The sequence below is a fragment of the Aeromonas sp. FDAARGOS 1414 genome (assembly GCF_019047065.1).
GTDB classification, from domain to species: domain Bacteria; phylum Pseudomonadota; class Gammaproteobacteria; order Enterobacterales; family Aeromonadaceae; genus Aeromonas; species Aeromonas veronii_A.
Genome location: NZ_CP077210.1, coordinates 1,327,216 through 1,340,574, shown reverse-complemented (window position 1 = coordinate 1,340,574; position 13,359 = coordinate 1,327,216). Strand labels below are relative to the sequence as shown.

Here is a 13,359-nt window from a genome sequence, read left to right as displayed (position 1 = left end):
TAGCTTATTCCTCCACTTTCTTTTGTCCGCGGGTCTGAACTTCCTGGGTCAGCAGAGCGATGAACTCTTCAACAGGATAAGTGCCCAGGTCAGCCCCTTTACGAGTCCGTACTGCAATCTTACCGGCTTCAACTTCTTTATCGCCGCAGACCAGCATGAAAGGTACTCGCTTCAAAGTATGCTCGCGGATTTTAAAGCCAATCTTCTCATTTCTCAAGTCCGCTTTTGCGCGAAGGCCCGCATCATTCAATGCTTTGGCTACTTTCACCGCATAATCGGCCTGATTGTCCGTGATATTCATGACCACCGCCTGAGTCGGAGCCAACCAGGTCGGGAACAGACCGGCGTACTCTTCAGTCAGAATACCGATGAAGCGCTCGATAGAACCCAAGATGGCCCGGTGGATCATCACAGGTACATGGCGATCGTTGTTTTCGCCCACATAAGTGGCACCCAGACGACCAGGCAGGGCAAAGTCGAGCTGCACGGTACCACATTGCCACGCACGATCAAGGCAATCGTGCAGGGTAAATTCAATTTTTGGACCGTAGAACGCCCCTTCACCCGGCTGCAAATCGTACTTCAGACCGTTGAGCTCCAGCGCTTCGGCCAGCGCTTTCTCGGCGCGATCCCACATCTCGTCAGAGCCGATACGCTGCTCGGGACGAGTAGAGAGCTTGACCACGATGTTCTCGAAGCCAAAGGTACCGTAGACGTCATAGACCATACGAATACAGCCGGAGACCTCTTCCATGATCTGCTCTTCGGTACAGAAGATGTGAGCGTCATCCTGAGTGAAACCGCGCACCCGCATCAGACCGTGCAGGGAACCGGACGGCTCGTTGCGGTGGCAGGAACCAAACTCGGCCATACGCAGCGGCAGATCGCGGTAGGACTTCAGACCCTGGTTGAAAATCTGGACGTGACCCGGGCAGTTCATCGGCTTGATGGCGTACTCGCGGTTTTCGGACTGGGTGGTGAACATGGCCTGGGCATACTTCTCCCAGTGACCTGAACGCTCCCACAGGACGCGGTCCATCATGAACGGACCTTTCACTTCCTGATAGTCGTACTCTTTGAGCTTGCCGCGGATAAAGGTTTCCAGCTCACGGAAGATGGTCCAGCCATCGTTGTGCCAGAACACCATACCGGGTGCTTCTTCCTGCATGTGATACAGGTCGAGCTGCTTGCCGATCTTGCGGTGGTCGCGCTTGGCGGCCTCTTCCAGACGCTGCAGATAGGCCTTGAGTTGCTTCTTGTCAGCCCAGGCGGTACCGTAGATACGCTGCAGCATCTTGTTGTTGGAGTCGCCACGCCAGTAGGCGCCGGACATCTTCAGCAACTTGAAGTGGTGGCAGTGACGCATGTTGGGCACGTGCGGGCCGCGACACATGTCGATGTACTCTTCGTGATGATAGAGACCTGGCTGGTCATCACGGGCAATGTTCTGATCCAGGATTTCGACTTTGTAAGACTCGCCGCGCGCCTCGAATACATCGCGCGCTTCTTGCCAAGAGACTTTCTTCTTGATGACGTCGTAATCCTTGGCTACCAGCGCCAGCATGCGCTCTTCCAGGGCAGCCAGATCTTCATCGGTCAAGGTACGGTCAAGATCAACGTCATAGTAGAAGCCGTTGTCGATGACAGGACCGATGGCCATCTTGGTCTGGGGCCAAAGTTGCTTGATAGCATGACCCAACAAGTGGGCGCAGGAGTGGCGCAGGATGTCCAGACCTTCTTCGTCTTTGGCAGTGATGATGGCCAGCGCTGCATCGGCTTCGATCAGCTCGCACGCATCCACCAGTTCACCGTTTACCCGACCGGCAATGCACGCCTTGGCGAGACCGGGACCGATGTCCGCAGCCACATCCATGACGGAAACAGAGTGGGCAAATTGACGTTGGCTGCCGTCAGGCAGAGTAATGATTGGCATTATGTGTTTCCTTATACAGTGGTGACCCCTACCAAAGGTCACATGCGGGATGGAAAAGAGATTCAAAAAGGTGATGTTCTGGTTCTCCACAGCACTTTGCGAAGACGGCCTGACACGCAAACAGCATGTCTAACATGACAAACCAAGCCAAAACGGCCCCCATGCTACCAGAAGTCGGGCGTGCTGTATCGGATTTGCAGATATTTTCTACAGTCAAATGAGTCGCCTGCCGACTATTCACCAAGCAGGGATTGCCAGTTGAAGTCAAAGTCACTGCTCCCCTCCTCGGCCAGCGCCAGCTCTTGCAGCACCTGAAGCGCCAGCTTGTTGCCCTTTTGTGCCGCCTGATAGAGCCACTGCTTCGCCTGAGGCAGATCGACCCTGCCGCTGACCCCCATCAGATGAAGGACGCCGACTTTCAGCATGGCCGGGACATCACCATTGCGGGCAGCCTGATCCATCCAGTGAAAGGCTTGGCGCAGATCTCGCTTGACCCCAACACCGCGCAGATAGAGCTCTGCCAGCCGATATTGGCCGAAGGGATCCCCTGCCTGCGCCGACTGGCGATAGAGGCTGATGGCCTGATGGATATCCTGCTCGCTCCCCTGCCCCACCTCATGACTCCAGCCCATCAGGGCTTGCGCCCGAGGTTGGCCTTGATCGGCCAGTGGCGACCAGATCCGGGTCGCCTCATCGAAGTGACCGGTACGCCAGGCACGGTTGGCGGCAGCCATCTCCTGCTCGGTGGAGAGCGGAAGCAGACGCCAGATAACAAGGGCAAGCAGACCGATAAACAGCCAGCGGGAAGTGGTGGGTCTCATGATGATTTCCGTGATCCAGTTCTCATTTTGTCTATGTAAACGAAATGTAGCGCCGCGATCAAGCTAGAGATCCCCACGAAAACCCTTTTTGCACCCGGTCGACCAGCAGTTGTTGTCATTTATCCGGGGCACCTGCAAAATAACTGTATGTATGAACAGTGTCGGTGCACACCATGGCAGGACGAGGCAGTCCCCACAATATCGATCACCGTTTTAGCGGCCCCCTTGTCGAAGCGGTCGATGACGGCTGGCAACCATCAGATTGGGATGCCGCCTTTACTCCTTCTGTCCCTGGCACCGAGGTGCGAGAGATCGATGCACGCAGCATCATCAGCTACAACAGCTCGCCGGATGTCCCCTTTGGTCGCTCCATCAACCCCTATCAGGGGTGCGAACACGGCTGCATCTACTGCTATGCCAGACCCAGTCACGCCTATCTGGAGCTCTCCCCTGGCCTCGATTTCGAGAGCAAGCTGTTTGCCAAACGCAATGCAGCCGACCTGCTGCACCGGGAGTTTGCCAAACCTGCCTATCAGCCACAGACCATCTTCATTGGCGCCAATACCGACCCCTATCAACCCATCGAGCAGCGCTATCGCCTCACCCGCCAGTTGTTGGAAGTGATGCTGGCACACCGCCACCCGGTCGGACTCATTACCAAGAGCGCCATGATCTTGCGCGACCTCGATCTGTTGACCGAGCTGGCCAGAGAGGGACTGTGTCAGGTGATGGTGTCGGTGACGACCTTGAACGAAACCCTGCGGCGACAGTTGGAGCCCCGCGCCAGCACGGGTGCCGGCCGCTTGAAAGTGATCGAGAAGCTGGCCAACGCTGGCGTGCAGGTGGGGGTACTGGCCGCCCCCATGATCCCGCGGCTCAATGAACCGGAGCTGGAGCAGATCATCAAATCGGCCGCCGAGGCAGGCGCCAGCTGCGCCGATTACATCCTGCTGCGCCTGCCCCACGAGCTGGCGCCGCTATTTGGGGACTGGCTCGATACCCACTATCCGGGCCAGAAGGAGGCTATTTTGAATCAGTTGCGAGCAAGCCGCGGTGGCGGGCTCAACAGTACCGCCTTCGGCACCCGCATGCGCGGCGAGGGGCACTTTGCCGATCTGCTGGCCCAGCGCTTTCGCCTTATCAGCAAGCGCCTTGATCTGGGCAGACGCCATATTCAGCTCAGGATGGATGGGTTTATCCGCCCCGGGGAGCAGCTGTCGCTCTTCTAATCCCCCCTTTTACGCCCTGCATACATCAGATGCACAACCCTTGCCTGCCAAGAGGTTGAGAGGAAGGCCTGCCGCAACACATCCTGTGGAAACCCCGCTTTTCAGAATTTTCCAACGAAGTAGCCATGTCGCGACAAGAAAGCGCTACCCGGTAAAGAGAGGGCTAACGCCTTAGCCTGCGCGCTGATCCCGACCCTGCTGCACCATTTCAACCGGCAGTCGCGAGGGTTCATGGGCCACTTCGTGCTCATCCTCTTCATACTGCGGCACCTCTGATTCGCCCCATACCCGGCTCCACCAAATTTCCCACGTGATCCAACTGGTCATATGCAGCTCCTGACGGTGAAGGTGATAGCAACAACGCACCACTCGCCCGGCAGGATAGCGGCTGGGAATGACAGGGAAATGACAAAAAAATCAGTTGTAAAAAGGCAACTGGCGGTGGCGAGGAAAAGCCGAAACAGTTCACATATTCGGCGAAATCACTCTGAAAGCGGTCACAAATCTGCAGGTTGTGGATTGCAGCTCACTCTGTTCCCACCAAAGCTGGGTTGCCCATTCAGGCATCTATAAAAACAGGGACACAATAATGAAACACACAGCGGGAATATGGGCGATCGCAGGCATGCTGATCGCCCCCTTGGCGCACGCCGACGTCATACTGCACGCCTTCAACTGGAAGTACAGTGAAGTGACCGCCAAAGCCGACCTTATCAAGTCGGCCGGCTACAAACAGGTACTCATCTCGCCGCCTCTCAAGTCATCAGGCAACGAATGGTGGGCCCGTTACCAGCCGCAGGATCTGCGCCTTGTCGACTCACCCCTTGGCAATAAACAGGATCTCGAGCAGCTGATCGCCGCCATGAAGGCGCGGGGCATCGCCGTCTATGCCGATGTGGTGCTCAACCACATGGCCAACGAAAGCTGGAAACGCCAGGACCTCAACTATCCCGGCAACGAGCTGCTGCAAAGCTACGCCAGCAACCCGGCCTATTTCGAGCGCCAGAAACTGTTTGGCGATCTGGGGCAAAACTTCCTCTCCGGTCAGGATTTTCATCCCGAAGGGTGCATCAGTGACTGGAGCGATCCGGGTCATGTCCAGTATTGGCGTCTCTGTGGCGGTGCCGGTGACAAGGGGCTGCCGGATCTGGATCCCAACAACTGGGTAGTCAGCCAGCAACAGGCCTATCTCAAGGCGCTCAAGGGGATGGGGATCAAGGGCTTTCGGGTCGATGCGGTCAAACACATGAGCGATTACCAGATCAATGCCGTGTTCACCCCCGAGATCAAACAGGGGATGCATGTGTTTGGCGAGGTGATCACCACAGGGGGCGCAGGCAGCGCCGATTACGAGCGCTTCCTCAAACCCTACCTCGACAGCAGCTGCCAGGGTGCCTATGACTTTCCGCTGTTTGCCTCCCTGCGCGGGGCGCTAGGGTATGGCGGCAGCATGAACCTGCTGGCAGATCCGGGAGCTTATGGTCAGGCGCTGCCGGGTAGCCGCGCCGTCACCTTTGCCGTGACCCACGACATCCCCACCAACGACGGCTTCCGCTATCAGATCTTAAGCCAGACTGACGAGAAGCTGGCCTATGCCTATCTGCTCGGCCGCGATGGTGGCTCGCCACTGGTCTATTCGGATCACGGCGAGACCCAGGCCAAGGATGGACTGCGCTGGCAGGATTACTACCAGCGCTCCGATCTCAAGGGGATGATCCGCTTCCACAATGCGGTGCAGGGTCAACCGATGCAGCTGATCGGCAGCGGTGACTGCTTCGTGCTGTTCAAACGGGGCAAACAGGGGCTGGTCGGCCTCAACAAGTGCGACTATGAGCAGGAGTACTGGCTCGATACCGCCAAATTCGAGATGAACTGGTATCGCAACTATCGTGACGTGCTCGACCAAGACGCCGTGGTCAACGTGCAGAGCCAGTGGGTACGGGTCGCCATTCCCGCCCGCAGCGCCAAAATGTGGCTGCAGGAGTGATCCAGCCGTAAGATCAGCGGAGAGTCATAAAAAGCAGACAAATAAAAAGAGCGACCACCAGGGTCGCTCTTTTTGCTCAGAGACGTTGCTCGGGTAACTGATGACGATTACTCGTCGCCCGCTTCCCCTGCATCGACCGCATCAGTGCCGGTCGCGGTATCGGTACCTTCAGATACCTCACCGTCAACAGCCAGTGCGTCGTTCTCGTCTTCGTCGCTCTCGGCGATGCGCTGCAGGCCAACCACGGTCTCGTCTTCACCGGTACGGATCAGACGGACACCGCCGGTGTTACGGCCAATGACGCTCACCTCGGCAACACGGGTACGCACCAGGGTGCCGCCGTTGGTGATCAGCATGATCTGGTCGGTATCTTCGACCTGGATCGCATCGATCACCTTGCCGTTGCGCTCATCCACCTTGATGGAGATAACGCCCTGGGTACCACGGCTCTTGGTCGGGTATTCGGCCAACGCAGTCCGCTTGCCGTAACCGTTCTCGGTGGCGGTGAGGATGGCACCTTCGCCGCGCGGAACGATGAGGGAAACCACCTTGTCACCGGCGCCCAGCTTGATGCCACGGACACCGGCGGCGGTACGACCCATCGGACGCACGCCCTTGAAGGTGCCCTTGCTTTCGGTGCCTTCGCCGTTGTCGCTGCCATCATCGTCGTTGCCAGCATCATCGTCGGTTTCGACCTCATCGCTGGCATCCGCATCGGCGCGACCGCTGCCTTCGGCGAAGCGAACGACTTTGCCCGCGTCGGAGAAGAGCATGATCTCGTTGCTGCCGTCGGTGATATCCACCCCGATCAGCTCATCGCCCTCTTTGAGGTTGATGGCGCGGATACCGGAGGAGAGCGGACGGCTGAAGTCAGAGAGGCTGGTCTTCTTCACGGTACCGTTGGCGGTGGCGAAGAAGACATACTTCTCGGCGTCATATTCCTTCACCGGCAGGATAGCGGTGATACGCTCACCCTCTTCCAGCGGCAGCAGGTTGATGATCGGACGACCACGGGCGCCACGGGATGCTTCCGGCAGCTGGTAAACCTTGAGCCAGTAGACCTTGCCACGGGTGGAGAAGCACAAAATGGTGTCGTGGGTGTTGGCCACCAGCAGACGCTCCACAAAGTCCTCTTCCTTGATCCGGGTGGCCGACTTGCCACGACCACCGCGGCGCTGGGCCTCGTAGTCGGAGAGCGGCTGATACTTCACATAACCCTGGTGAGACAGGGTAACCACCACATCTTCCGGGGTGATCAGATCTTCGATGTTGATCTCGGCACTGGACATGCTGATCTCGGTGCGACGCTCGTCGCCATACTGCTCGCGCACGGCCAGCAGTTCATCGCGGATCACTTCCATCAGACGAGCCGGGCTCGCCAGGATGTGCAGCAGCTCGGCGATCAGGTCCAGCAGAGATTGGTACTCTTCCAGGATCTTCTCGTGCTCAAGGCCGGTCAGCTTGTGCAGACGCAGGTCAAGGATGGCCTGGGCTTGTTGTTCGGTCAGGAAGTATTGACCTTCACGGATACCGAACTCGGGCTCCAGCCACTCGGGCCGTGCCGCGTCGTCGCCCGCTTTTTCCAGCATGGCGGCCACGTTGCCGAGTTCCCAGCCCTTGGCAACCAAGCCCGCTTTCGCGTCGGCCGGGGTCGCGCTGTGACGGATCAGCTCGATGATGGGATCGATGTTGGCCAGCGCAACCGCCAGACCTTCCAAAATGTGCGCCCGATCCCGCGCCTTGCGCAGTTCGAACACGGTCCGGCGAGTCACCACTTCACGGCGGTGCAGCAGGAACGCATCCAGGATCTCTTTAAGGTTCATCACCTTGGGCTGGTTGTTATCGAGCGCCACCATGTTGATGCCGAACGTGGTCTGCATCTGGGTGTGCTTGTAGAGATTGTTCAGCACAATCTCGCCGGACTCGCCGCGCTTGATCTCGATAACGATGCGCATGCCGTCTTTGTCAGACTCATCGCGCAGGGCACTGATGCCCTCGATCTTCTTCTCTTTGACCAGCTCGGCGATCTTCTCGATCAGTCGAGCCTTGTTCACCTGATAGGGGATCTCGTGAACGATGATGGTCTCGCGACTGGTCTTCTCGTCCACTTCAACTTCAGCTTTGGCCCGCACATAGATGGAGCCACGACCGGTACGGTACGCCTGCACGATGCCGGAACGACCGTTGATAATGCCGCCGGTGGGGAAATCCGGGCCGGTGATGTAGGTCATCAGCTCGTCAATGGTGAGGTCGCCGTTTTCGATCAGCGCCAGGCAGCCATTGACAATCTCGGTGAGGTTGTGAGGCGGAATGTTGGTCGCCATGCCCACCGCAATACCGGAGGAGCCGTTGACCAGCAGGTTGGGAACCTTGGTAGGCATGACCGCCGGGATCATCTCGGTGCCGTCATAGTTCGGCACCCAGTCCACTGTCTCTTTGTCCAGATCAGCCAGCAGCTCGTGGGAGATGCGGGCCATCCGCACTTCGGTATAACGCATCGCCGCGGCGCTGTCGCCGTCGACTGAACCGAAGTTGCCCTGACCATCGACCAGCATGTAACGCATGGAGAAATCCTGCGCCATCCGGACAATGGTGTCATACACAGCGCTATCGCCGTGCGGGTGATATTTACCGATTACGTCACCGACCACACGGGCCGATTTTTTATAGGGCTTGTTCCAGTCGTTCCCCAACTCGTTCATAGCAAACAGAACGCGGCGGTGAACCGGTTTCAAGCCATCACGCACATCCGGCAGAGCTCGTCCTACGATCACGCTCATGGCGTAATCAAGATAGGAACTCTTGAGCTCTTCTTCGATGTTGACCGGCGTGATCTCTCTGGCCAGATCGCTCATAGAAAGCCTTATCCCTAATTAGTTGTTCTTTGGCTTAAACAGCGCGACATGGTAACACACTGAGCCAAATACCTTAAGCCACAAATCGGGATCAGATCGGGCTGGTGTGACAAAGTCCGTCCGTTATAATGCCCGCCAGGACAATAGATTGCGCCCATGACTCAGAAGCGGGCGCCCTGCCACAGGATCTTCGAAAAATGAACAGTGATGCCAATGTCGATCTGACAGAAATCGCCAAGTTTGAAGCCATCGCCTCCCGCTGGTGGGACATGGAAGGTGAATTCAAACCCCTGCATCAAATCAATCCGGTACGCCTTGACTGGATCACCGACAAAAGTGGCGGTCTGTTTGGCAAGCGCATGCTCGATATCGGATGTGGTGGCGGTATTCTCTCCGAGAGCATGGCCCGCCGTGGCGCCAAGGTCACCGGCATCGACATGGGCAAGGAGCCCCTCGGCGTCGCCCGCTTGCACGCCCTGGAACAGGGTGTCGAGCTCGAGTACCGCCAGATCACCGCCGAAGCCCATGCCGCCGAAGTGCCGGGCCAGTATGACGTGGTCACCTGCATGGAGATGCTGGAGCATGTGCCGGACCCCGCCTCCGTGCTGCGCGCCATCGCTACCCTGGTGCGCCCGGGCGGCCGGGTGTTTGTCTCCACCATCAACCGCAACCCCAAATCCTATCTGATGATGATCATCGGGGCCGAATACCTGATGAAGATGGTGCCCAAGGGTACCCACGATCACAAAAAATTCATCACCCCGGCCGAACTGTGTCGCATGGGGGAAGCAGCTGGCCTGCTGGTGCGGGACATGAGCGGCGTCCACTACGCCCCCCTCACCAACCAGTTCAAGCTCGGCAAAAATGTCGACGTCAACTATATGGTGGAGTTTGTCCGCCCGGAGCACGGTTGATGAGTGCCTCTCACCCTCTTCCCCTGCGCGGTGTGCTGTTCGATCTGGATGGCACCCTGCTCGACACAGCCCCGGATCTGGGTGCCGCCGTCAACCACGTGCTGATCAGCGAAGGCTTTGCGCCGCTCTCTGACGACATCATTCGTCAGACCACCTCCCACGGAGCGCTCGGGCTGCTGAAAGCGGGCCTCGGCGATGAACTGCTTGAAGAGCTGGGGGCCACGCGCCTGCGCAATGCCCTGCTCGACTACTACGCGGCCAATCTCTGCGTCGGTACCCGCCCCTATGAAGGAATGGTGGATCTTATCGAGTGGCTCGACGAGAAACAGCTCCCCTGGGGCATCGTCACCAACAAGCCGGGCTTTCTCACCGAGCCGCTGCTGGCGGCCCTGCCACAGCTCGCCAGCTGCGGCGTCACCGTCAGTGCCGATACCCTGCCAGTACGCAAGCCCGACCCCGCCCCCATGTTCTTTGCCTGCGAGAAGCTGGGGGTCGAGGCGGCTCACTGCCTCTATGTGGGGGATCATGTGCGGGATATCGAAGCAGGCCGCAATGCCGGCATGCGCACTGCGGTCGCTGGCTGGGGCTATCTCAATGATGAGGAAGATCCCGCACAGTGGGGCGCCGATCTGCAGTTTGATACCGTGCAGGCCCTGCACCACTGGCTGCGCTATGAGTTTACGGCCAAGGCGTAACGCGCAGCCTTACCGGCTGATATGCGATAACGGGGCGAAGAGACTCTTCGCCCTTGCATCTCTTCCTTTACGCTCCTGCGTCCTGCGCCACCATCACTCGTCTATTCATGGATAATAAAGGCAGCTTTCTGCCTGTTGGATACCCATTTGACAAGCTCGCAACCATCACAAAACGGCCACAAACCACCGTCATCTGATGCAAAGCCCTTGCCACGCTGAGCCCGCGGCTGCGACAACTGGACAGCTTTTGACCCTTGTTGCATAAGGGATAATCAGCCGCCGTTTGCTAGTAAAAAGCCCCCCGTTTCGCAAGCAAAAAAAGTTATTTAAATTTTCCATCTTCGATCGGGAGACTTGCTTTTAGCGGAGCGGACGAATGAAAACCCGCTCACTGTGAGCGGTCACTAACTGATGGGGCAAGACTCACAATTTATCCACAGCTCGTCACTTATCCACACATTGCAATGGCGGGCTGACCTCACTATCTTGTAGCTCGAACTTAAAATAACACTACATCTTGTGATTCATCGCACAATCTCTACCCAACTCCCGCACACCGCCGGAGCCTGGGTGGCGCCATTGTGCGATGGTTTTTCGGGAATCAACTGAAGGTCATCAGCCAATGAACTTGTTTGTGACGAAGCGTAACGGACACAAAGAACCCATCGATCTGGATAAAATTCACCGCGTGCTGGACTGGGCCGCCGAAGGGCTCGACAACGTGTCGGTCTCCCAGGTAGAGCTCAAGTCCCACATCCAGTTCTATGACGGTATCCGTACCGCCGACATTCACGAAACCATCATCAAGGCGACGGCTGACCTCATCTCCGAGCAGACCCCTGACTACCAGTACATGGCCGCCCGTCTGGCCATCTTCCACCTGCGCAAGAAGGCCTACGGCCAGTTCGAACCGCCCCACCTCTACCAGCACGTGGCTCGTCTGGTCGACATGGGCAAGTACGACAAACACCTGCTGGAAGACTACACCCAGGCTGAATTCGAAGAGCTGAACGCGCACATGGATCACTGGCGCGACATGAACTTCTCCTACGCGGCGGTCAAGCAGCTGGAAGGCAAGTACCTGGTACAAAACCGCGTCACCGGCGAGATCTACGAGAGCCCGCAGTTCCTCTACATTCTGGTAGCGGCCTGCCTCTTCTCCAAGTATCCGAAAGATACCCGTCTGGACTACATCAAGCGCTTCTATGATGCGGTCTCGACCTTCAAGATCTCGCTGCCGACCCCGATCATGAGCGGCGTGCGCACCCCGACCCGTCAGTTCAGCTCCTGCGTACTGATCGAGTGCGACGACAGCCTGGACTCCATCAACGCCACCGCCAGCTCCATCGTGCGTTACGTTTCCCAGCGCGCCGGTATCGGCATCAACGCCGGTCGCATCCGCGGTCTTGGCAGCCCCATCCGTGGTGGCGAAGCGTTCCACACCGGTTGCATCCCCTTCTATAAATACTTCCAGACTGCCGTGAAGTGCTGCTCCCAGGGCGGCGTTCGCGGCGGTGCGGCCACCCTGTTCTACCCGCTGTGGCACACCGAAGTGGAAAGCCTGCTGGTGCTGAAGAACAACCGCGGCGTGGAAGAGAACCGTGTTCGTCACATGGACTACGGCGTGCAGATCAACAAGCTGATGTACCAGCGCCTCATCAAGGGCGGTGACATCACACTGTTCTCCCCGTCCGATGCGCCGGGTCTGTACGACGCCTTCTTCGCCGATCAGGACAAGTTCGAAGAGCTCTACGTCAAGTACGAGCAGGATCCGGCCATTCGCAAGAAGACCCTGAAAGCGGTAGACCTCTTCTCCTTGATGATGCAAGAGCGTGCCGGTACCGGTCGCATCTACATCCAGAACGTGGATCACTGCAACACCCACAGCCCGTTCGACCCGAGCGTGGCGCCGGTACGCCAGTCCAACCTCTGCCTCGAGATTGCGCTGCCGACCAAGCCGCTCAACAACATCGACGACGAGAACGGCGAGATCGCTCTGTGCACCCTCTCTGCCTTCAACCTGGGTGCCATCGACAAACTGGAAGATCTGGAAGAGATGGCGGATCTGGCCGTGCGCGCCCTCGATGCCCTGCTCGACTATCAGGACTACCCGATTGCCGCCGCCAAGAAGGGCAGCATGGGTCGCCGTACTCTGGGTATCGGCGTCATCAACTACGCCTACTACCTGGCCAAGAACGGTGCCCGCTACTCTGATGGCTCCGGTCTGGCGCTGACTCACCGCACCTTCGAGGCGATCCAGTACTACCTGCTGAAAGCCTCCGTGCAGCTGGCCCGCGAATTCGGCCCCTGCCCGCTGTTTGGCGAGACCACCTATGCCCAGGGCATCCTGCCCATCGACACCTACAAGAAGGATCTGGATGCGCTGTGCAACGAGCCGCTGCATCTGGATTGGGAAAGCCTGCGCGAAGAGATCAAATCCGTGGGTCTGCGCAACTCCACCCTGACCGCCCTGATGCCGAGCGAGACCTCCAGCCAGATTTCCAACGCCACCAACGGTATCGAGCCGCCGCGCGGTTTGGTCTCGGTCAAGGCGTCCAAAGACGGCATTCTCAAACAGGTAGTGCCCGAGTATGATCGCCTGAAAGATCAATACGAACTGCTCTGGAAGCAACCGAGCGTTGACGGCTACCTGCAGCTGGTCGGTATCATGCAGAAGTTTGTGGATCAGGCGATCTCCGCCAACACCAACTACGATCCGGCCCGTTTCGAAGGCAACAAGGTGCCGATGAAGCAGCTGCTGAAGGACTTGCTGACCGCCTACAAATACGGCCTCAAGACCCTCTACTATCACAACACCCGTGATGGTGCAGACGACACCCAGACCGACCTGCAAGATGACGGTTGTGCTGGCGGGGCTTGCAAAATCTAAGTCACGGCAAGATCTGATAACCGGGCGGGAGCGAC

The 13,359-nt window shown here is 58.1% G+C and carries 9 protein-coding genes; 5 read left to right on the top strand and 4 right to left on the bottom strand.

Annotated elements, in window-relative coordinates; translation table 11 throughout:
* Nucleotides 1–4: 4 nt before the first annotated feature.
* Together thrS and I6L44_RS05950 are read right to left on the bottom strand one after the other, a co-directional pair.
* Nucleotides 5–1,933, bottom strand: a complete 1,929-nt coding sequence (gene thrS, locus I6L44_RS05955) for a threonine--tRNA ligase (protein WP_005336690.1) — start codon at nucleotides 1,931–1,933, stop codon at nucleotides 5–7.
* 233 nt (nucleotides 1,934–2,166) lie between these two features.
* On the bottom strand, nucleotides 2,167–2,754 hold the full coding sequence (locus I6L44_RS05950; protein ID WP_184233683.1) for a tetratricopeptide repeat protein: 588 nt from the start codon (nucleotides 2,752–2,754) through the stop codon (nucleotides 2,167–2,169).
* 173 nt (nucleotides 2,755–2,927) lie between these two features.
* On the opposite strand from I6L44_RS05950, the gene I6L44_RS05945 reads away from it, so the two are divergent.
* Entirely contained in the window at nucleotides 2,928–3,983 is a 1,056-nt protein-coding gene (locus tag I6L44_RS05945; RefSeq protein ID WP_216953554.1) for a PA0069 family radical SAM protein, read from the top strand.
* 171 nt (nucleotides 3,984–4,154) lie between these two features.
* Here I6L44_RS05945 and I6L44_RS05940 read toward each other — a convergent pair whose 3' ends face one another.
* Nucleotides 4,155–4,310, bottom strand: a complete 156-nt coding sequence (locus tag I6L44_RS05940) for a hypothetical protein (RefSeq protein WP_005336695.1) — start codon at nucleotides 4,308–4,310, stop codon at nucleotides 4,155–4,157.
* Nucleotides 4,311–4,572: 262 nt separating this feature from the next.
* Between I6L44_RS05940 and I6L44_RS05935 the strand changes: the two genes are divergently transcribed.
* Nucleotides 4,573–5,970: an alpha-amylase family protein gene (locus tag I6L44_RS05935; protein WP_254204264.1), complete on the top strand. Its 1,398-nt coding sequence runs from the start codon at nucleotides 4,573–4,575 to the stop codon at nucleotides 5,968–5,970.
* A 107-nt stretch (nucleotides 5,971–6,077) separates the two neighbouring features.
* Here I6L44_RS05935 and gyrA read toward each other — a convergent pair whose 3' ends face one another.
* A complete protein-coding gene (gene gyrA, locus I6L44_RS05930) occupies nucleotides 6,078–8,825 on the bottom strand; it encodes a DNA topoisomerase (ATP-hydrolyzing) subunit A (protein ID WP_216953553.1) in 2,748 nt (915 codons plus the stop codon).
* A 197-nt stretch (nucleotides 8,826–9,022) separates the two neighbouring features.
* Here gyrA and ubiG point away from each other — a divergent pair, with 197 nt between their 5' ends.
* The 3 genes from ubiG to nrdA all read left to right on the top strand — a co-directional run bounded on the left by ubiG (nucleotide 9,023) and on the right by nrdA (nucleotide 13,324).
* Complete coding sequence (gene ubiG / locus I6L44_RS05925; RefSeq protein ID WP_040065603.1) at nucleotides 9,023–9,739, top strand: bifunctional 2-polyprenyl-6-hydroxyphenol methylase/3-demethylubiquinol 3-O-methyltransferase UbiG; 717 nt, start codon at nucleotides 9,023–9,025, stop codon at nucleotides 9,737–9,739.
* Nucleotides 9,739–10,434, top strand: a complete 696-nt coding sequence (locus tag I6L44_RS05920) for an HAD family hydrolase (protein ID WP_216953552.1) — start codon at nucleotides 9,739–9,741, stop codon at nucleotides 10,432–10,434. Before ubiG ends, I6L44_RS05920 begins: the two co-directional genes overlap by 1 nt.
* Nucleotides 10,435–11,056: 622 nt before the next feature.
* Nucleotides 11,057–13,324 carry a class 1a ribonucleoside-diphosphate reductase subunit alpha gene (gene nrdA / locus I6L44_RS05915; protein WP_216953551.1) on the top strand — a complete coding sequence of 756 codons (2,268 nt, stop codon included), beginning with the start codon at nucleotides 11,057–11,059 and terminating at the stop codon, nucleotides 13,322–13,324.
* Nucleotides 13,325–13,359 lie beyond the last annotated feature (35 nt).